Below are 20,397 nucleotides of genomic sequence, written 5' to 3' on the forward strand. Positions count from 1 at the left end.
AATGACTAGTAAATCACTTTTTTGTCTGAATATTTAGGTTGCTATCTATTTTATGGTCATTCTTATTATGCAGCTTAATAGGTGATTTTACATTGATGAGCATTATTAATGTTAAGTCTTAATTATCTTTTAAATTAGACCTCTCTAATTTAGCGGGCTATTAATTTATGCTCTTTAGTATCAGTTCTTATTAAGTTGGTTGTCATTATTAATCTTTCTGACATTCACATTGCAATAGGCTTGCTAATGAATAAATAAGATCTTAACATTCTCTGTGCTTATTATTTATTTGTTAATTATTCTTGTTGTCAATAATAAGATGTTGGTTCCCTTTAAATAATGTGGATATAAGCATTCTATAGTGACAGGAAATACTTCGTATATGGGACGTCATGTACTCAATAGTAGATATGATCATAGCTAAAAATATCTCATATCGAACTTTAATGGATTAAGAAAAATGAAACTAAAGACATTAGCTTTAACGGCTATACTCGCTTTGAACTCTCAACCTGCCTTGAGTTATAGCACCGAGAGGTGGATGGAGGATCTTTTCAGTAACACAAGACGAGACACTCCGCTTAACAATATTGTTATTCCGGGGAGCCACGATAGCGGTGCTTACGACGCGCAAAACTATAGTAAAAAGGCAGCCGGCGTTAATTTCCCACTTTCGAAACTAAGAGACTGGTCTGAAACACAAGACTTGAGTGTAAGAAAGCAGTTGAATGCCGGTACTCGCTTTTTAGATTTGAGAATATATGAAGACCGAGGGGAGTATTACTTCGCTCACTCGCTTATTTACGGAAAAATCGACAATATTTTAAATGAGGTAAGCCAGTTCTTAGACGAAAACCGAGGCGAAATCGTCATCATAAAGTCTACATTTGTCCGTAATGTAACTAACACTGATAATTTTTATCAATCCTTGTGTACTAACAACGCCATCTCAAAGCACCTAATCACAAATGAGTTAAAACCAACATCTAAATACAAAGACCTCATTAAAGCCGGAAACTTAATTATTATACCTGATAAAGGTGTGTCTGGATGTGGGGATAGTTTTTGGCCGCGCCAACGTCTAAAAAGCTATTACAAAGAAAGCATCTATCAAAACCCTAATAAAATAGGAAATTGGATTTCGTCGGAGTTAGCTAAGAGTCGAAGCACAAACAACAATCGACTATATACGGAGCAGCATATCGTTACTCCCACGGCGGAGGTAATTCTCAAAGGTGTGGCTGAAACCCTGGGCAGTAAAGCAGTATGTACCTTAAGTATTAATCTGTTTTGCAAAAACGTTACGGGTTTTTCGACAAACTTGAAAGAGTATGATGCTAAAACTGCTAAACATAACTCCATTGGTTGGCTTTACAATCATTACCACAAGGGAAGCCGTTCGAACATTGTTTTACGAGATTTCGTTTCTGCAGGTAAAAACAGGAAAATTATTGATTTTAATTTGCATAACCGAGATGTCATGGTTCGTGGTAGAGCTGAAAAGGACGATTCATTTGGTAAGGTATTCTCTAGTGGTGATTACAACGGAGATGGCGTGGCTGATCTGCTTGTTGGTTACCCGACTGAGGATATCAATGGTGATAATGACGCCGGCGCAGTGACGGTGGTTTACGGAGGTGATTCATTTCCTTCAAAAGGCTTGAGTATGTTGAGTTCCCGAGGCTTTCACCAAGACTCTAGCGGATTGTCCGGCATGTTTACTGAAGGCGGTGACCTGTTCGGTTCTGCGTTAGCGAGCGGCGATTTTAACAATGATGGTTTTGATGATGTTGCCATTGGGTCCCCAAATGAAGATATCGATGGGAAATCGAATGTTGGTATGGTCACTGTGCTGTATGGGGGCAACAAAGGACTCACTACTTCAGGCTATCAATTGCTAAAAGAAGCCAATATTAGTAAGGGTAAGCAAGAAAAAGAAGACAAGTTTGGCTTCGCATTAGCCAGCCACGACTTCGACGGGGATGGCTATGATGACCTAGCCATCGGTTCTCCATATGAAGACATCGGCTCAAAAGATAATGCCGGCGTAGTCTATGTGAGCTATGGCACCAGCAATGGGCTAAGCAAGAAGCGTATCAGTAGATTCCACCAAAATAGCTCCGGTTTAGAGCGCATGGCAGCAGAGAAAGATGACCGTTTTGGACATGAGTTAGCGGCAGGAGACTTTAACGGTGATGGGCTAGGCGATCTAGCGATTGGCGCGCCATATGAAGATTTAGGTGATGGTGATGATGAAGGGATGGTTGTCGTATTATTTGGCACCACTCAAGGTCTTCGTACAATGGAGTATCGTTTTTACCATGGTGACAGAAGTGGTTTCGCTGGTAGCGCTGAAAAGAACGACCATTTTGGCTACACGCTAGCAGCTGGCGATTTTAATAATGACGCCATTGATGAGCTCGTTATTGGTGTTCCATACGAGGATTTGGGCTCTGGGGGAAATAATAATGACGGAAATGCTTTCGTGCTCAGAGGCACAAGCAGTGGCCCTTCAAGAAATAGCATTCGTGAGATTCATCAAGACAAATCAGGTGTGCATGGCTCCGCTGAAAAAGATGATAAGTTTGGTTTCGCATTAACGACCGGAGACTTTGATGGTGATGGTTATCAAGACTTAGCTATTGGTTCACCAACGGAAGACTTGGCGGGCAAGGACAATGGAGGCAAAGTGGATGTGTTCTTTGGTTCTGGTAACGGTTTACGATTAAGCGGAAGCCGTGAATACAATCAAAACAAAAACAATATCACTGGTAGCGTCGAAAAGGACGACAAGTTTGGCTACAGCTTGATGGCTGGAGATTTTGATGGTGATGACAAGGATGATCTGGTTATAGGTGTTCCATTTGAAGACCTAGGCAGCGGCGGTAACAACAATGACGGTACCGTTCATGTGCTATACGGTGACTCTGATAGAGACTTAAACGGCAGAGAGCAAGAAGTGAGACAAGGGACGCGATAGTTACAAGGGACGCTATAGCTACGAAGGCCCTCCTTTCAATAGGAGGGCCTGCATAAATGTTAGAGGTCATTTATGACTTATGGACAACCTCTCTATGCGATGTGTTTTAGCCCCTACAATTCAGCCCCTATAACCATATTTCTTTTATTTTATGTGGCCATGGAATGGCTACATAACCTTACCTGATGTTTTATATAAAATTCCTCAAATTCATGTTTAAAGATAATTAGAACATTGTTGGTTATTTAATGTGTAATTCATTTCTTATGCATTTCTAATAAACTAAACACTAATTAAGTTAGTCTCTAAATTAGTGTTTTTCTAATTTCCTTATCACTAATTTAATAAATCCTTAAATAATTAAAGGTATTTAAAAAAATATATAATGTAAGTTATCATCAATATCCCAATTAAAATATCAATAAGGAAATAGCTTGTGTTATTAAGTAGTTCACATAGAGATGTGGATATTAAAGAAATTGAAGTTATATGCTCAAATAGTGATAGCAACCTAGAAAAAATACAAAAAATGTCTCAAATTCTAGAAGTTGTTAACAAGGAGATTGCTGAGTATAAATCTCTTTCTTTAAAGGATTACAAGGCTATCGATGATAAGTACTACGTAAGACACTATATAGTCAGCAAGATTAATGATTTAAATAGCTTGATTTTCATACAAAACTTGAAAATAAGTGTGATGAACACGATCAGCTATCGTTATAAAAGTGATGAAAAATCTAGAAACCTCGCTGTGAAATCAAGTATTGCGAGAACAATGATTTATATCGAAGATCTTATCGAGCGTCGTAATGATGGCTTGTTAGGGGAGTCATTGAACAGTGCGATCACAAGTTTAAAGTACGATGAGAACAGTTTGTATTTTAGGCTAGAAAGCGCTTTGATCTACACGTTTCTTAAAGCAGAAAAGTCGCAAGTACTGTTCGCTATTAGCAGCACTGGCTTCAAAGAAGAGATAAAGCTCATTCCGGAATCGGGTGCTAAAATCTCAGAGAAAAAAGTAAACGGCATCGTACAAAGAGCGTTAAGCGGAAATATTCACGATAGTTTAGATGAATTTAATATAACTAAAGTGCTTAATGATGCTACGAGAGAAATAGAGATTTATCATGCTTTCTCTCAAGGTGATGATAAAGCTGCTTTCCGTTTAGCTTTGGTGAAAATGACAGCAATATCTGATGAGATGAGCACTTCATTGGATTATTTGGACGAAACTTTCGACCAAATTTTATTAAAAAATAATATACCTAAGAAGGTACTGATCCGAGATGAGTCTAAGGATGGTCTAGAATTTCAGGTAATGGATACCATGGCGTTATTTTACAGTGACGCTATTAAGCTAGACGACATTATTGTTTATGAAAAACCCCAAGTAGTAGAACGATTTAATGATGTTATTCATTTAATTAGTGTACTTTCTGAAGTCATGGAACTGGAAGGGGATGAAAGTCAATCAACTCTCGCTATTGAAAAGATAGTAGGCAGAGAAAATTTCGACTCGGACAGTCAATATTATGCGCAGTTTGTCGATTATACAAACTCTGATATCGAGCAGGATTTGAACACTCTGATTCGTGATCAATCAATCTATCAAAGTGACTTGAATAGCAATGTCAGCATCATTTCATCCGCAGATATAATATTGCCTTTCTACAGTAAGAATGCGATTAAAAATATTCTTGATGACTATGTGGTTGGCAAAGCAGAGGGTATTGCTGAAGCGTATCGATTGGTAGAAGAGAAATTTCCTAACTGTGATGATTCAGTGAAGGTTTTTATTGCTCTACTTGCTAATTTGTTTATGTCTGCACCGACGACAGAGGCTATATCTTTAGCGATAAAACCAGCGGTGCTGATGCTGCAAACTCATCTAGGCATGAGCGGCAGAATTGTGCTCGCTAAAGATAGTAACCATCGTCACTTCTTAGTCAGCACATTTGCATTCCATCACCGAGTGACTTACCTCGGTGGGGCCGATAATGAGCTTGTTACTCAGTTGATTGAAGTGTTGCCTAAACCGGATGAAAACTGGAAAGATGTATCTTACGAAGCGTTAAACGCTATCCTCTCAAAATTGAACATTCCAACAGGTTTTGACGATACTCAGGAGCAACCTAAACCTTTCTTATTGCGCAATCATAGATTTGATAACTTTATGTGGGACGCAGTACAAGAGACGACGCTCCTTAAGTTTAACCTGATTGCTCAGTCGTTTAAAAAGGTTGGCACCAAAAAACAGTTCCAAGAGAATTATCTTTTGAAAGCTCTGGTTGCGAATGAATTTAAGTTATCTCTTAGCGACAAATTGGTCGAAATGAAGGAAGTTCTGTTTGCTGAAAGCTCAATGGAAGCCGCATTAAACAACAAGGTTCCGTTCTTACAAGTCGCGCAGAAGATGATAAATGATCCTGATTATGAGGTAGATATTCAAGATGTTGAATCGATTTTGCTTGATTCAATTGTACTTCTAGCAGACATCATTCCCATTTTTTCCCCGATCGCTAAGGCGTTGGATGTTAATCTCTCTGTTATTGTAAATGCTTGTGTAGTGAAAAATATCAGAGTGATTCGTTTATCTAAAACGGCCTTCATGAGAAGCGTTGTTAACGATATCTCTGACGAATTTATACGTCGTTCTAAATTTATATCGAGCGATGCCATCGGCGATCTAAAAAATAAGATAAGAGCGATTAAAAAGTACAAGTTCATGAAAGAAACCAGTGAACGTTTAGAAACCATCAAAACGATGGGATTAAGTGGTGGGGCGGGCAGCTTTAAAGTGAATAGTGCTTACGGTGCCTCTACTGGAAACGTGGTACTTGAAACGTTTGACTGGTGTTTTAATGGAAAAGGACCTGTTGGGAAAGTCGTATCGGACAATAAGATTCCATTGCCAGCTCAGCCTGAAGTTTTTCAATCTATCATCGATGAAAAGGTTTCTATAGTAAGGCAGGCGGATGAACCGATTTTGATTTCTGGTTGGCGTTCCCCACAAACTGGCCGCATTCATATTCTGGATGGACAGCACAGGTTTATTGCCGCGGCGAAGCTGGGGATTCCCGTTGAAGTAAAGATCAAAAAGTTCGGTACTGTACCAACCCAGGTAGACTGGAGTGGCACGAAGTTTAGCCAATCTACCCCTGCAAAGCACAAGATAAAAGGTGTTCAGAAGCCGATATTCAAAAAAACTGTCGTTCAAAAGGCTACTAACACTAAGGGGAAAGTTGAGAACATCCACATTCACCCCGAGCTTAGAATTGGTTCGATTGGCCGACCTAATAAAAACTATTCTACTGGCGCGCAGCTGATGACGTTTTGTGAGAACCTGAAACGTAACAATGTCGCGGCATTGATCTCCCTTGATTCTGGTATGTCGGCAAGAGAGATCGTATCGCTAACCAAGCAATTAGCGAGTTACAATATCGAGTATATCTCTAACAAGACGACGTATATCAAGGATTTCTTTTCTATCAAAGCCCTTACACAGCCTTCAAGTGAAGATATCGATGGTCTAGCGAATCGGGTTCTGGACTTATTGAGTACACGCGAAGGGAATGTGTTAGTCCATTGTGCGTTAGGTGATGGCCGCTCTGGTATGGTTAAGTCTGCAGTGATAATGAAACAAATGTTCAACGAGAGCCGTTTAGATTTAAGCAATGTGCTCGAGGGGACTAAGGCTTACGTCAAACCGTCCATCGAATCCGAACAAGCCGTTTTATCATATTTAGATGTGAAAAATAGCATTGATACGATTCGTAAAACTCATGCCAAAGCACTCGAGCGCTCTGATGATATAGAGGTTTTAAATCAATACCTTGAATATCTTCAAAATCAGAGTGCAACTGCATAATTGATCTCGTACTCGTGTCCGCAGTGACACTGAGCTATTAGGTTACACTGCCTCATCTGAACAAGTAATCGAGTGGGGCAGTGGTTAAATCAATTCTGGTAAATATAAATATAAATAGAGGTTAGAGCTGCTCTATATCTTTTACAGCTTACGCTTTTTGATGAGTGGTATTGGTCATCATAGCTATAAGTCTTGCCACTTTTTTACGTATGTCACGCCTATCTACAATCATGTCTAAAGCACCATGTTCGAGTAAGAATTCACTCTGTTGGAAACCATCGGGTAGTTTTTCCCGTACCGTTTGTTCAATGACTCTTCGGCCCGCGAAACCGATTCTCGCTTTAGGCTCACCGATATTGATGTCACCCAGCATGGCTAAACTGGCTGAGACACCGCCAAAGGTTTGGTCTGTTAGTACCGAGATATAGGGCAGTTTGGCTTCAGACAATCGTTTTAGGGCAGCGCTGGTTTTCGCCATTTGCATCAACGCCATGAGTGATTCTTGCATGCGCGCACCACCACACGCAGAAAAACATACCAGGGCACAGTCTGATTCAATTGCTTTATTCACTGCATCTACAAATCGAGCGCCCACAACGGAGCCCATTGATCCTGCCATAAAAGCAAATTCGAAAGCACATGCGACAACTGGCATTCCAAGTAGCTCGCCCTTCATCACGACCAGTGCATCTTTCTCACCTGTACTTTTTTGTGCAGAGGCCAGTCGCTCGGTATAGCGCTTGTTGTCTTTAAAGCTGAGTAGATCTTTTGGATGGTGTTGATCCCCTAACTCCGTACGTTCGCTGTTATCGAGAAATGTTTCTAAACGAAGACGTGCTGTCATGCGCATGTGATGCCCACATTTTGGACACACCTGTAGGTTTTCCTTGAGTGCGATATGGTACAAGGTTTGAGTACAAGAAGGGCAGTTGATCCAGACACCTTCTGGGACTGACGCTTTACGATTACTTTTTAAGTTATTCTTATTCAATAGTTTTTCTAGCCAGCTCATGGATAACCTTTATTCCCATCGTTCGAGTGATGAATATTGTATAAGCCTGATTTTGGTAATAAAGTGTCAATATTTGGCTTTATAATCCAATAATATGGGATTATCTGTGAGGAGATATGCTGGATAAAATTGATCAGCAATGGCTAAAGAGTTTTCATTGTGTTTATGAGAATAATAGCTTCAAAAGAGCGGCAGAGTTTCTGTGTTTACCGACTTCAAATGTTAGCCGACATATTGCGTTGTTAGAGCAACAACTAGACGTAAGACTGTTTGTGAGAAGCACGCGTCGTATTGCTCCAACAGAAGCTGGAGAGCATCTTTATCAGCGCACGCAGCCCTTGTTGGATAAACTCAACCAGGCGATAGAAGAGGTCACACAACACTCTCAAGAGGTGCAGGGGCAGTTAAACATCTTAATGCCGGACTCTGCCGAATTAGCTCAAGCTGTCATTGCCTTTTGCAACCAGTACCCATCCATATCACTGTGTTGTGATACCAGCATCAGTCCAAAAGAGGACTTGATCGACGGCTTTGACGTTATTGTCAGTTTTCATCGAGGAAAGTTAGAAGACAACAGCTGGATCGCCAAAGAAATCCAACGTTGGCCGAGTGCAGTCGTTGCTTCACCTAAACTTCTTCAAACCTGCTCAAAACCGTTTCAGATTACAGATCTAAAACACGTGTCCTGTATCAGTAGCTTTACCGCATTGAACGGAACGCCTTGGGTATTTATAGACGATCATGGTGAATGGGTAACACAGCGAGTCAAATCATCATTTAAGGTCAACAGTGGTCAGCTTGCTAAAGCTGGAGCATTGGCCGGTTTAGGCTTTGCGATACTACCAGCTGAGCTTTGTCGTGAAGAGGTTGAAGCTGGTGAATTAGAAATCGTGGAGCTCGAATATCAGCCCGCAGACATAGTTCTGTATGCGTTTTATGCCTCAAGAAAACATATAGCGAAGAGGGTTCCTGCTTTTATCGAGCACTTGCAGCACCATGCAAAATAAATCAGTAGGTCATTTAAACACCCCCTTGTCTAGGGGCGTAATAACGGGTACTGAAAAGCTACCCCCCAGTATCGCTAAAGTGCTACATTACAAGTTAACCGCTTGTTTTTAATTACCTTGAGTACCTACGTTATGTCACATACAGCCAAAGATCAGAAAAAACTAAAGGCCCGAGTTAGTAAAATACAAGGTCAGGTCAATGGTTTAAAAAAGATGCTCGATAACGACGAGCAACAGTGCCAAGACGTACTGCAGCAAATAGCAGCGATTCGTGGCGCAGTGAATGGCTTGATGAGAGAGGTCATTAAAGGTCACCTTCTAGAGCATGTGGTACTAGAAGATGACAAAGTTCAGCGTGAAGAAGATATGGAAGTGGTACTGAAAGTATTAGATTCATACATCAAATAGCGCTTGTTTTAGCGGTTCATTTGAGCCTTTCTTTTTACTAGTTCTTTCTTGAGAACATTAACAGCGTAAGGCTTCATTGATTTCCAGGCCTTACACTCTTCTCGTGTTCTACCACAGCCTAAACACCACCCTTTGTCGTGTGAAAAATCGCACATATCAATACAAGGGCTTTTCTGTTTTTTCATATTAGAGCCTATCTAGTACTTTCTCTACACTGGCTTCAAGTGAGCGCAGTCGGTTGAATTCTTCGAACAAACGCTGTTCTAGGTTTTTGAAGTTTAGGGGTAAGGTTCTCTGGCAAATCCCGTAGCTGTTGTCTTGGGTTTTGTAGCCTTTCCAACTTTCAATACGATCTTTTTCTAGAGCTTTAAACTGGCGTATAAATTCCGCTTGGGAAGGGCAGTCCTCTTCCGCATGCATGCAAACAGGAAAGGCCTTTTGCTTAATTTGAGGCCCTTCGATAAAGGTCTCAAAGTGGATACCGCCCTGTTTTTGGTTGAACCAAGTCTCTTTATATAACTGAAGGTACTCTCCACGGTTATAGATCTCCCAACCATCCTCGAACCAGTTTGCTTTTCTTAGCATCTTCTCTAGGTTGCGGAAAACACCTTTAACATCTTTCATATGGAAACTCTTCTTCCGTGGTTTGTGAGACAGTGCGTGAAAAAACTATACTCCCCCTGAGTATAAAATACTACCCCCTAGTATATGTGGTTATCGTACATCATCGAATCTTAGAGCTTATCTTAGCGTGCCAGAATCGGAATTAGCTTGCTTGGAAAGGACACCGATAAACCTGATCTAGCTGTATTCCCGATGTGATTCTAGGCCCTTATGTATGGGGTATTTACGCGGTAAAACTGACAAGTTGATGTTTAACGAGGGTTCATTTCAGTTATGTAGGCCGAATAAAACAAGGGAGGCGAGATTAATCGGTTCTATCCTCGTTAATTTTCAGGAAAATAGCCGCCCGATGATTAATGTCGGTAGTGAACACGAGGTTTCAGGTATGGCAAAGAAAATTATATTTATCCACGGTCGGGGGCAAAAGCCTGACAGGGAGTCGCTTCAATCATTGTGGTACGATGCTATCGAACATGGATTACAGCGTGACTGTAAAGGTTCTGATTCACTCCAAGCTTTCCAGAATATCGAGAAGCGTTTCGTGTATTTTGGCGACTTATCAAACACATTATTGAACAAGCCAACTGAAGAGCCGCTTGTCCGACAACAGGCTTTGATCGATCTCAAAGGGTACACCTCCCATCAGTTTAATAAGAAAACGTATGGTGAAGTTTCGAAGGCAGGGTTCCTGCAAGAGGCGCTCGCGGATACTTTTTCTTCTGTGCTTAGTCGTTTGAAAATGGCAGAGCCACTTATAGCATTAGTTGCTCCCGATATGAGTCATTATTGGTATGAAGACTCTTACTTTGGTAGCGACGTAAGGTATCGATTAATGGTGGAGCTGAGAGAGGCGCTAGATAACCAAGATGAGGTGATGATCGTCGCACATAGCCTTGGCACAATGATCAGTTATGACGTGTTATGGAAACTCTCCCATTACAGTGAGTACCGAAACGCTTACGGCGCTAAAAAGAAGATCGATCTTCTGGTTACGTTAGGTTCACCATTAGGCGATGAGAGTGTAAAAGAGCGCTTGAAAGGGAGCCGTTTAGAGGGCATGAAAAAGTACCCTTTAAATATTCATAGGTGGGTGAACTTGTCGGCTGAAGATGACTTTATCTCTCACGACAGCAAAATCAAAAATGACTTTCAAGAGATGCTCAAACTGGATTTGATTGCTGGTGGAATGAAAGACATTTATCCAATTTACAATCTCAATGTGTGTGACGGGCAAAGTAACCCGCACGCTTCTATTGGTTATCTTATAAACCCCCAATTCATCTCCGTGTTAGATGAATGGCTTGCCAGTTAGCGGTAGCGCGCAAGTTCAAATACGAATATTCAAAGGTAGATAGCCAGATAATCAAATGAGTATTGCGATGTGGAGATCTTGCTTAATCCAATCTTATCACTGCGATTGTACTCCTCAATCGAGTGGTCGAACCCATAAGCTGTAGAAGGCGCCATATATTGAGTAATGCCGTGCTGTGTCGTTGTTATTTGATCATGCCCATGTCCACAAATCACCTCTCGTACTCCATATTTCTGAAGCACCTTCATTATGGAAAAATCGTTCTCGAGACGTATTGCTTGCATCCAATCGGCACCGACAGGGATGATAGGGTGGTGAACAATAATGATAGGGTTACTGGCTTTTCTCAGCTGTTTCTTTAACTGGGCCAGGCCTCGATTATCGATACGCCCTGAACCGAGCGGGTGAACGCTGTCTTTGGGTTTGAAACTCGAATCGAGGAACACAAACTCTCGCCCACAAACGTTGGCTCTGTCGGTCACGCAGATCGTCGAACCTTTAAGTTCTGCACGCATTAAGCGAGAGTCATCATGGTTGCCTGCAATCGCATAAATAGATTTGTTGGTAAGGTGTCGAACGAACGTTTCTAAGTGAGTATAGTCACCGGGTTTGGGGTTACAGCAAATGTCACCTGTCAGGAAAATAGCTTCGCATTCTTGATCGTTATTGACGTATTCAAGCGCTCGACGTAGGTTTTCATAACTGGATTCATCGGAGAGGTGGCAGTCACTGATTTGGTAAATGGTGTTCATTATTGGCGTCCGGTTATTTCAATTCTTGAGTGAGATAATCAAGCAGGGCTTTTACCTTAGGTGCTTACCTTTTATGGCTTAGCCAGAGCGTGTTTCGCTTTATGGATCTAAATGCCCAATCATACAAGATACTAATTAGCTTACCATTTTCTACAAATTGTTCAGCTATGTTATCTGGTAACTCTTTGCTCCTAAGCTCCTGAATCACCATGCGCCCGTGAGTTTTGATTAGTACAAAAATGCCTGCTGTATGAGCAGGCATTGTGTGAGGTAGGTTTAATAGAATGACTCCCACAAACTAGTGAAGGAAAGCATTCAACCCTAGTGGATTAAAGAAGCGAATCCCGTTGGAGAGATAAAACCATCATTTGTTCTTTGGTCAACCGTCTTTAAAATTGGGTTGATGTAAAACTCTACGATTTCGTCACTATTGATTCGATTCATGTACAACATGACCGTTTGATCAGATTGTACGACAGCGCCATCGATAGCGGTTAATTTATCAACGTCTGGTGCGTAAAAGTCTTTGTTAAGCTCTATGCCAGTATCAAAGTCATAGAATGTTTGAGTCTCAGTATCGAATGCCGATACTTTGACTGTTACCCCTTCCTTAACCCAAGATTCATTGTAATCGACGCAAAACAGGGTATGTTGCGAGGCTCTCAATGCATCGAATGAAGAGTAGGGGCGACTTTTGTCTATCAGCGCACTTTCTCCAACGTAGTCGTAGCTATTCTCATTGAGCTTATTTACTACGCATCCAATATTCATGTCATAACCATTAATTTGTGGGCTGCGCTTACTTGTATTAACGGTATTCCCTTCAGAGCCAGTAATGTCGTATTGGCTTTGCGTCGAGGCTAGCTTGTCTCCTACTGGCGTAACAAATGAAAAGTAGTTTGGCTGTGTACGGTCGATCCCTGCTAGTTTGCCATCAACCACTCTCAAGGAATCATAACGTGAATTCGTATCGTGATAGTCTAGTTCCTGATATTCATCTGAAGATTTGATATAGGCATAGTGATTATAATTCACAGCATGATCTTCTGGTGGATCTTGGTAGTCGACGAGAATGTTACCTTGTGCGTCTATCTGTATGTCTCGTTCATCGGCATACGCACGACTTTTTAACGTTTTGAAGACAAAGGCATTATCTTTTAGCACTGCTTTGTAGATTCCTCTTGTGTGCCAATGCTCGTCATCTGTAATGTCAAAGCTATATAGCGTCTCATTTGGTGCTAAGTCACCTTGTTTCTGTTGGCTAAGAAATGGGCTCTCGTTTTGTAACTCAGCATCAAATTCCGATACCTTACCGTCAATCACAATGGGATAAAGCTGACCACTTTCTTTGTCCATGATGACAGGGTAATTGCCATGATATGTTTTACCTTTCCAAGCGACCGTTGAGTTGTCCATATTAAACATGGTGTACTTTTGGTTGATATCGAATACACGTGTAACCGTTGGCATAACCGCTTCGTCACACTGTTCGCATGGCTGGAAGGCAACTTCGAATATGCGCTCGTCACCTTGTAAACTTTTGTACGCCATCGTATTTAATGCCGTATTGCTTGCGGGCTCAATGTCAAAATTGGAAGGCTTAATTGTCTGAAAGTTGGTTTGGGGAATATTCAGTGATTTGAGGGCTGGAAGCTTAACAAGCGGTGCTGGATCAATTGAGCCATTACCGTTTGAACCTCCGCCATTCGAGCCTCCACTGCTTGAGCCGCCGCCACACCCGGTAAGGGCCATAGTTAGCATTGCTGCGATTGAAATAGTGTATTTCTTAATGTTCTTGTTTTGCATGAGCTGACTTGTGTTCTTGATTGTGGGATTGATACTTCTCTCTAACTTAACCGCCACTTTATTTTTTATCTGAAACCAACATTGGAATCAGGTGTTTTGTTGTGTGCGGTCAATGATTCTGAGCGGAATCATTGTGTATTCACATATTGGGATGAATACGAGTAAGTTAGGACGCTTTGTTTAAATGCCTTTGTAGGCTTGTTAAAGAGTTGCGCGATTATAGTTATTTTTATTGTGTTGCCAGCTGTGCAAACTAATATTTTATAAATGATTGGTTGAATGACTATTTCTAAGTAACTAGCGGCATATATTCGGTGTATAGCTATAGCATGATTTAATTATTCTGATGTATTTAGTCAGCCAGTTGTCGCTTATTATTTTTTTTGACGCAACAGATGGTCGTACTTTTAATAAGCTCTAAAAAATCTAGCTGCATGTTCAAATGACTATATTAGATACTGGGAATATAATCTGGAGTTTAGCTCTATAAATGCCATGGTACATATTGAAAGTGTGGTAATTAAATAACCTACGTGCTTATAGGGTGGATATACAGTGGGTAGGGAACAGATCGTGATTCTTAAATTCTGCTATTTAATTATTAATTCTTTATCTATTTTTGTTTATTCGAAATTTTTACGTATCTCTATATGGGACTCAATTAGTTAAGTGAGTCCTGAAATACTAAAGAATATTCCCATTACCTAATGGATCTAGTGAAGCCGCTGCGTAAGATGTTGTGCTGAGTAGTAGAAATAATATGGTCCACTTTAACATGATAGGTCCTCATTTTTTGGTTCGGTGGATAGGGTATTAGATAGCTTGATGGTGTGTAAAGCATTAATAGATAAGAGTTTTTATTGATAAATTCGTCGAGTTAGCTCGGTGTAAGTACGTGCGAAGACATGAAAACGGCCTAAGGCTTTAATAAAAAAAAGCCACCCCGAAGGGTGGCAAATACAAACGAGAAGAATCATTACAAATGAAAAGCCCTTATTTCATAGTAAAGATATTCTACAAGGTTATGCAGACGGTTGAATGTGAACATTATGTTGTAGATGTTGCAAATTTGTAATTGGCAAAGTGTGATATTTGAACAGGAAATGCCCGATATATGCACATTTTGTTTGATCTAGCGCTGATATTTCCGCCGCTAGTATCTCGTCCTTTTGCCTATTCAGCTCTTTGTTCTGGGTTCATTTCATTATTCAAAAACTCTTCAAGTGGAATCGGTTTAGCGAACAAGAAGCCCTGTAGGTAGCTGACGCTTCGCTCTCTTAAATAATCTGCTTGTTGCTCTGTTTCAACGCCTTCAGCGATAACATCTAGAGATAAGTCGTGCGACAAGGTGATCATGTTTTGAAGTAGGTGGCCTGTTATTGTGTCAACGCCAATGTCTCGGACAAAGGTTTGGTCAATCTTTAGGTAGTCGAGGTCTACTTTTTGTAAGTTAACCAAAGAGGAGTGACCCGTACCAAAGTCATCTATTGCTATCTTGCATCCGAGCGCTTTGATTTTCCCGAAAATATCATCGGTTAAATCGCAGTAGTTTAGCGCTTCTCTTTCTGTGAGTTCTAGAACTAGAGTAATGTCGTCACAGTCAATAATATCGATAAATTCCTGACACGCCTCCAGTAATGTGCCTTTCGAACAGTGCTGGGGTGAAATGTTTATACCCACATGGAAACCATTGGGTAGCTTGTCTATGAAAGGCTTAATTTGCATAGCAGTAAGCCGCATCAATTGATGTGTCATCGGTACAATAAGACCAGAGGTTTCAGCCTTAGGAATGAAAAGATCTGGCCTCACGATGCCTTGCACGGGGTGTTTCCACCTCAATAGGATCTCAATGCCTTGTATTGTACGAGTTTTACTATCCACAATCGGCTGAGCGTACGGGACAAACTCTTTTCTTTCCATTGCTCGCTCGATTTCGAGGTATAGATTAGAGGGACGCCTTGATAGCCATATAAGATAAAGGGCAAACAGAGTTTGCAGCAGTATGATGGCTACAATGTATTGTTTATCCTTGGCCCAGAATGCCGTCAGCATATTAGGGTAAGCAAACCCTGCATGTGCGCTATAAGGAAACTCTTTTGATGACACTTGATGCCAAGAGATGAGTTTTTCTACTGGGTTTGTCTTTACGGTCAACTCTTTACTATCAAGCCACTTATCACCGACCGCAATAAATGATCGTAACTTGCTGCCTGAAGTGAGCGACTCTCTTAGGTAAAGGCTATCAATCCCACTTAATGCCGCGTGATCATCCAACGTTGACCTCACCACGATAAGAGGGTGAGAAGTATCAACATTACTTCCATTAAGCAGCAGTAATTGTCCTGAAGTGTATGCGGTAGGATCATATTTGTAATTGCCTTCACCCCAAATAGAGGTGCAGAAGATAACATTGTCTTTCGCTAGATTGGCACTTCGTACGTAAGGTATGGTTGCTACCAGATGTCTAAGGGCTAGGGCTTCATCTTCACAGGCATTAGAGTTTAGCAATAGCTTTAAAGCACTCGTGTTGGTCTCCTTACCAAACTCAAGAATCTCATCTACTTCTTGAACAATATTCATTGCTTTCTGGTTGGCTTGCTCATCCAGTGAACGCCCAAAATTGAGATACAAAAAAGTGAGAGCCAAGACACAAGGGATAAAAGAAAGAAATACTAGCGTTGTTGGGCTAGTTTTTTTGTTTGCAAACATAGAAGGCCTAGTTAATTGAGTCTTTTTTGTTTTAAGAGAAGAGCATTTAACGAGATTGGGTACCCAAGTGCTTCGTTAGGAATACATAAACATCAGTATAAAGCATAATTTTAATCTTTCACTTAAGATTCGCTGCTGATTCCACGTCGTCCATTCTCATTTTTGAGAAATAATTGTTCAACACGAAGCATATAGTGAGTGAAAAATACATATTACCTATTTTATCTGCAAAGACATGTGGTGTACGTTAGTAACTCTTCATAGAATAATCAGCATTAGGTTAGATTATTTCCCTTACGGAAAATATTAACTATACAGTTTTCTTATATCACTATTAATATTAAGGTTATTTGGCGGCCGTCTATAGAGATGAATCCTCAATGGTAAATGCCCACTTGATACACTTTGGTGTGCAAACAAACCCCATTGTGTATTTTTTTATCATGAATATATAAACGTTTTGTATTGATTTTTTATTATTTATAGCCGTTATTTCAATCAGTTCTGCCTGTTGAGCTAAGATCTGCTCTTTAGTCTTTTGCAATAGAACGTCGCTTAGTTTTGTATCAAATACATTCACTATTTCATCATAACTAAGTTGCTTCCCCTCGATAGAGATAAAGTAAGCTTTATTTCCAACTTCGTTGATCTCATCGACGCCGTTTTGAGCCAAAAGGCTCATGGCTCCGTTATGGGTACCAGCAATCTTCCATATGAAGCCTTCTGGCGCTGTTAGTATTTGACCGTAGGTCGTACATTTTACATCGGACAGCTCCGAAATTAGGCCTGGCATTCCGGTGACCATATCATCGGGACCATCTTTACAGGGTATCTGAAACTCTGGATTCACTAGATCGACCAATTGAGCGGCGTGTAATGGTGCTGTGAGTCCCATCAAGGCAATGCTTAATATCATCTGCTTAAACATTTCAACTTCTCTTAATTGTTTTGTTTAAATAGGGCGTGCCCAAGGCCAAGCATTAATCAAAAATTGATTACTTCAAGTGTGGTGCACTTGATGCAATTGTGCAAAAAGCAGGGGAAAGTTTGAGTTCAATTCAATAGGTATAAGCGGTGCTGAATCATCTAGATGAACTCACGCTAAAAACAGGCAGTGGAACTGTACATGGGATTTTTAAGAACTAGAACATGGGGTTAAGCTGAGTGCGGTAGGAATCTGTTTTGTAAGGCTAGAAAATATTAAGACCTCAACTCTGAGAGGTCTTAATACACTTATGTTAGTTAGCTTTTGATGCTTTATGTTGCTCAACCATGAAAGTAATCGCGTCATCACTTAGGCACGATTTGCTCACGTATTGGCGTTGCTTCCCAATATGAATGATAAAGCCAAGGTCAGTCTCCTCAAGCTCGTCGATCTGGTTCCACTTAATCGTGTTGGTGGTCTTATAGTTTTTGTAACTCACGCCATCTAAATCACCTTTAAATACCACTTTGCTGCCAGCGCCAGAGCTGATTCTTTGTCGCCACAACCACCAGGTTCGTTTGCAATATACGCTGAACGCTTCAATAACACTCAATACAATGAAGAACCAACCAACGTAGCCGCTCGGTAATAGTTCAAACTCAAGTAGAACCCAACCAAAAAGAAGAAACAAAAACGCCTTCAAATACGCTTTTGGGAATTGAGTTGGGACGCTCGTTTGATCATAGCACTCAGCGAAGAAAGCTTTGTCGAGGGTGTACTCTGTGGTGAAACCGGGTTCTTTAGACATGTATGGCTACTTTAAGGTTCTCTGTAAATGGATTTTCGGTGGTCAGGTGTCCCACGCTGCAATTTCGCAACTTGATTATTGTATCGCTTCTTATGGCTTATCTTTAGCTATTTTGGTTATCTTTTGTAAATCGATGATACTAGATAACGGTATTCGTACTATTAGCTATGCAACGTTTGAATAAAATTAAAGGGTGTTTATGTCAGCGAAGTAAAAAGACCTCTGGCTAAGAGGTCTTTAGTCTGGGGAAGTGTTATGTAGTTTCTAGCAGTGTTAGAGCGCCCCTACAGTTACATAGTAAACACCGGCGACATACCGCTGTCTTGTCCACTCATTAGCAACAAGCCAATTAAGACAAGTAAAACACCACCAAACAGTTGCAAGTAATGACCTGCAGCTTTCAATGACGCACTGTTATTCTTGTTACCTGCAGCCAAATAGCGTTTTACCAAGTTTTTGCCTGTTAGTGTCATGATTGCAATCGTCGAGGTCGTGAACGCGGTACCTATCGCCATGGCAAAGGCACTGACAACCCCCATCCAATATAAGCCAACCATGTTTGCGAAAAGCAGAACCATAATCGCACCTGTACATGGCCTTACGCCAATCGTAACGATGATTCCTGCATATTCACGAAGTGTTGAAGCTTTGTTTATAGCGTCTGCATCGGCAACATGCTGGTGGCCGCATCCGCAATCCGTATGAGAATGATCTGTGTGAGCGTGTTCTGCAGTTTGTAATGCGTTAGATGGGTTCAACATCATTGAACCAGCAGGTACTGATGAGCTAAGCGCCATTGGTGATTGGACTGAAATTGGCGAAGACGTATCGGCAGCTAAGGTGGTGATCGCTTTCACTTTCAATTTTGGTGTACGCATTGTGGTGTAGATGTTTTTAAGAGCCTTCCAACAGATCAATGCACCCACTACCGCGACTAACGCGAAACTCAACGAGACAAACATGTTGGCTTTGTCATTCACCATTCGCATAGAAGCGCTAAAGCCCCATAGCAACACGCTTACTAATAATATTGCGACTAATGCTTGTAAAAATGCAGAAACAATCGTTAGCACTAAACTGGCTTTTGCTTTTGTTGGGTGAGTAGCTAAGTATGTTGAGACGATGACTTTGCCGTGTCCTGGTCCAAGTGAGTGAAGCATGCCGTAGATAAAGCTGAACCCGATAAGGTAGCTACCTGCTCCCCAAGGGTTAGACTTCGCATCATAGAGGAGGTCGGCAAGCTCTGAATTAACTTCTCTTTGCCATTGAATGCTGGATATCACCAATGATGGCCACATAACCCACAGTTGGTATGCACCGACGGCAACGAGTGTTAAAGCAAGGACACCTATAAGGTAGTACTTAGTTTGAATTTGATTTTTCTGCATTAAATGCACCTTTATCAGAAATCTTTTTCTCGATGATTAGAGAGACTGAACGAGCACAGACGCTTAATTGTCGAAACGCCTAATCGTAAAAATAAAACGCCTTGGTTAAGAACCAGGAACCGCTGCGCAATGAAGCTCGACCGACTGAGTGAATAGCTGACCTAATGTGTTGTCTGGGTCGGCATCGGCAGGTAAAGACATCGCATAACTCATTTGCTCAGGCGTTGGGTTCGGCTCGATAATTTCTAACTTACATTGCCTTGCGAGCTCTGGAGATAACGTCACGTCTTCATTGGCGATCCACGACATATCGACAAAATAGCTCGGGTCGAAAATTAACATGCGAAGCGAATCGCGGGTGACCGGTTTTGGCTTTGAAAGTGGTAGGTCGAACGTTAGAACCATTTTGGCTTTATCACGTTCGAACTTAGCGTGTTCAGCAACCTGATATTTAATTGGCTCCTCACCATCGTAGAAATAGGTGAAGTAGTGCTCGTACATCATGTTTTCGATTACTGAGGCAGCAAGGTTCTTGAACGTCTCTTCCTCTTTTTCTGGAGAAACGTCTTCGCCATCCAGCATGTACATAGAGGTCATGGCGTCAAAAGACCACTCCATTGAGAATCCGGTGATCATGCCATTCTCGCCCTCTATATGAGTTTTCATTTCGATCCAAGAGTGGGGGTGTGCATGCAGGTTCGGAGCAAAAGTCAGCATCGCTAACCAAAGAGGTAAATGCTTAACAGAGCGTAATCTCGTTGGGAAACGACATAAATATCGTGAGGAGAGGCACCTGAG

Annotated in this window: 15 protein-coding genes; 5 read left to right on the forward strand and 10 right to left on the reverse strand. The window is 41.2% G+C overall.

What is annotated here, in order from left to right:
- Window positions 1-460: 460 nt before the first annotated feature.
- Together F0251_RS06125 and F0251_RS06130 are read left to right on the forward strand one after the other, a co-directional pair.
- Window positions 461-2,980, forward strand: coding sequence for an FG-GAP-like repeat-containing protein (locus F0251_RS06125; RefSeq protein ID WP_171730579.1), 2,520 nt, complete (start codon window positions 461-463; stop codon window positions 2,978-2,980).
- A 436-nt stretch (window positions 2,981-3,416) separates the two neighbouring features.
- The gene (locus F0251_RS06130) at window positions 3,417-6,848 is read left to right on the forward strand and encodes a hypothetical protein (RefSeq protein ID WP_171730580.1); all 3,432 of its coding nucleotides are present in this window, start codon (window positions 3,417-3,419) and stop codon (window positions 6,846-6,848) included.
- Window positions 6,849-6,996: 148 nt separating this feature from the next.
- Here the strand turns inward: F0251_RS06130 and accD are convergent, their stop codons facing one another.
- A complete protein-coding gene (accD, locus tag F0251_RS06135; RefSeq protein WP_171730581.1) occupies window positions 6,997-7,860 on the reverse strand; it encodes an acetyl-CoA carboxylase, carboxyltransferase subunit beta in 864 nt (287 codons plus the stop codon).
- A gap of 116 nt (window positions 7,861-7,976) precedes the next feature.
- On the opposite strand from accD, the gene F0251_RS06140 reads away from it, so the two are divergent.
- Window positions 7,977-8,867 carry a LysR family transcriptional regulator gene (locus F0251_RS06140; RefSeq protein WP_171730582.1) on the forward strand — a complete coding sequence of 297 codons (891 nt, stop codon included), beginning with the start codon at window positions 7,977-7,979 and terminating at the stop codon, window positions 8,865-8,867.
- A 132-nt stretch (window positions 8,868-8,999) separates the two neighbouring features.
- Window positions 9,000-9,275: a Ni(II)/Co(II)-binding transcriptional repressor RcnR gene (gene rcnR, locus F0251_RS06145; RefSeq protein ID WP_008223718.1), complete on the forward strand. Its 276-nt coding sequence runs from the start codon at window positions 9,000-9,002 to the stop codon at window positions 9,273-9,275.
- 8 nt (window positions 9,276-9,283) lie between these two features.
- On the opposite strand, the gene F0251_RS06150 is transcribed toward rcnR, so the two are convergent.
- Together F0251_RS06150 and F0251_RS06155 are read right to left on the reverse strand one after the other, a co-directional pair.
- Window positions 9,284-9,460 carry a DUF1289 domain-containing protein gene (locus tag F0251_RS06150; RefSeq protein WP_020477243.1) on the reverse strand — a complete coding sequence of 59 codons (177 nt, stop codon included), beginning with the start codon at window positions 9,458-9,460 and terminating at the stop codon, window positions 9,284-9,286.
- A 1-nt stretch (window position 9,461) separates the two neighbouring features.
- Entirely contained in the window at window positions 9,462-9,899 is a 438-nt protein-coding gene (locus F0251_RS06155) for a hypothetical protein (protein WP_008223720.1), read from the reverse strand.
- A 385-nt stretch (window positions 9,900-10,284) separates the two neighbouring features.
- Between F0251_RS06155 and F0251_RS06160 the strand changes: the two genes are divergently transcribed.
- Window positions 10,285-11,211 carry a hypothetical protein gene (locus tag F0251_RS06160; RefSeq protein WP_061031901.1) on the forward strand — a complete coding sequence of 309 codons (927 nt, stop codon included), beginning with the start codon at window positions 10,285-10,287 and terminating at the stop codon, window positions 11,209-11,211.
- A gap of 29 nt (window positions 11,212-11,240) precedes the next feature.
- On the opposite strand, the gene F0251_RS06165 is transcribed toward F0251_RS06160, so the two are convergent.
- The 7 genes from F0251_RS06165 to F0251_RS06195 all read right to left on the reverse strand — a co-directional run bounded on the left by F0251_RS06165 (window position 11,241) and on the right by F0251_RS06195 (window position 20,316).
- Window positions 11,241-11,963 carry a metallophosphoesterase gene (locus tag F0251_RS06165; protein ID WP_105056967.1) on the reverse strand — a complete coding sequence of 241 codons (723 nt, stop codon included), beginning with the start codon at window positions 11,961-11,963 and terminating at the stop codon, window positions 11,241-11,243.
- 321 nt (window positions 11,964-12,284) lie between these two features.
- A complete protein-coding gene (locus F0251_RS06170; protein ID WP_171730583.1) occupies window positions 12,285-13,769 on the reverse strand; it encodes a hypothetical protein in 1,485 nt (494 codons plus the stop codon).
- Between the two features lie 1,173 nt (window positions 13,770-14,942).
- On the reverse strand, window positions 14,943-16,478 hold the full coding sequence (locus tag F0251_RS06175) for an EAL domain-containing protein (protein ID WP_061031555.1): 1,536 nt from the start codon (window positions 16,476-16,478) through the stop codon (window positions 14,943-14,945).
- Between the two features lie 361 nt (window positions 16,479-16,839).
- On the reverse strand, window positions 16,840-17,406 hold the full coding sequence (locus F0251_RS06180) for a hypothetical protein (protein WP_171730584.1): 567 nt from the start codon (window positions 17,404-17,406) through the stop codon (window positions 16,840-16,842).
- 310 nt (window positions 17,407-17,716) lie between these two features.
- Complete coding sequence (locus F0251_RS06185) at window positions 17,717-18,211, reverse strand: YcxB family protein (RefSeq protein ID WP_061031553.1); 495 nt, start codon at window positions 18,209-18,211, stop codon at window positions 17,717-17,719.
- A 290-nt stretch (window positions 18,212-18,501) separates the two neighbouring features.
- Window positions 18,502-19,599 (reverse strand): nickel/cobalt transporter, encoded by a 1,098-nt coding sequence (locus F0251_RS06190; RefSeq protein ID WP_116870404.1) that lies wholly within the window; start codon window positions 19,597-19,599, stop codon window positions 18,502-18,504.
- 105 nt (window positions 19,600-19,704) lie between these two features.
- Window positions 19,705-20,316, reverse strand: a complete 612-nt coding sequence (locus tag F0251_RS06195; protein ID WP_105056972.1) for a DUF1007 family protein — start codon at window positions 20,314-20,316, stop codon at window positions 19,705-19,707.
- Window positions 20,317-20,397: the final 81 nt, after the last annotated feature.

This window comes from Vibrio sp. 070316B (genome assembly GCF_013114115.1).
GTDB classification, from domain to species: Bacteria; Pseudomonadota; Gammaproteobacteria; order Enterobacterales; family Vibrionaceae; genus Vibrio; species Vibrio chagasii_B.

What these genes read in the sequence shown, in the direction of transcription:
- rcnR (WP_008223718.1), top strand. Translation starts at nt 9,000, where the DNA reads ATGTCACATACAGCCAAAGATCAGAAAAAACTAAAGGCCCGAGTTAGT.
- F0251_RS06155 (WP_008223720.1), bottom strand. Translation starts at nt 9,899, where the DNA reads ATGAAAGATGTTAAAGGTGTTTTCCGCAACCTAGAGAAGATGCTAAGA.
- F0251_RS06185 (WP_061031553.1), bottom strand. Translation starts at nt 18,211, where the DNA reads ATGTCTAAAGAACCCGGTTTCACCACAGAGTACACCCTCGACAAAGCT.
- F0251_RS06195 (WP_105056972.1), bottom strand. Translation starts at nt 20,316, where the DNA reads ATGCTGACTTTTGCTCCGAACCTGCATGCACACCCCCACTCTTGGATC.
- F0251_RS06140 (WP_171730582.1), top strand. Translation starts at nt 7,977, where the DNA reads ATGCTGGATAAAATTGATCAGCAATGGCTAAAGAGTTTTCATTGTGTT.
- F0251_RS06180 (WP_171730584.1), bottom strand. Translation starts at nt 17,406, where the DNA reads ATGTTTAAGCAGATGATATTAAGCATTGCCTTGATGGGACTCACAGCA.
- F0251_RS06175 (WP_061031555.1), bottom strand. Translation starts at nt 16,478, where the DNA reads ATGTTTGCAAACAAAAAAACTAGCCCAACAACGCTAGTATTTCTTTCT.
- accD (WP_171730581.1), bottom strand. Translation starts at nt 7,860, where the DNA reads ATGAGCTGGCTAGAAAAACTATTGAATAAGAATAACTTAAAAAGTAAT.
- F0251_RS06190 (WP_116870404.1), bottom strand. Translation starts at nt 19,599, where the DNA reads ATGCAGAAAAATCAAATTCAAACTAAGTACTACCTTATAGGTGTCCTT.
- F0251_RS06150 (WP_020477243.1), bottom strand. Translation starts at nt 9,460, where the DNA reads ATGAAAAAACAGAAAAGCCCTTGTATTGATATGTGCGATTTTTCACAC.
- F0251_RS06170 (WP_171730583.1), bottom strand. Translation starts at nt 13,769, where the DNA reads ATGCAAAACAAGAACATTAAGAAATACACTATTTCAATCGCAGCAATG.
- F0251_RS06125 (WP_171730579.1), top strand. Translation starts at nt 461, where the DNA reads ATGAAACTAAAGACATTAGCTTTAACGGCTATACTCGCTTTGAACTCT.
- F0251_RS06160 (WP_061031901.1), top strand. Translation starts at nt 10,285, where the DNA reads ATGGCAAAGAAAATTATATTTATCCACGGTCGGGGGCAAAAGCCTGAC.
- F0251_RS06165 (WP_105056967.1), bottom strand. Translation starts at nt 11,963, where the DNA reads ATGAACACCATTTACCAAATCAGTGACTGCCACCTCTCCGATGAATCC.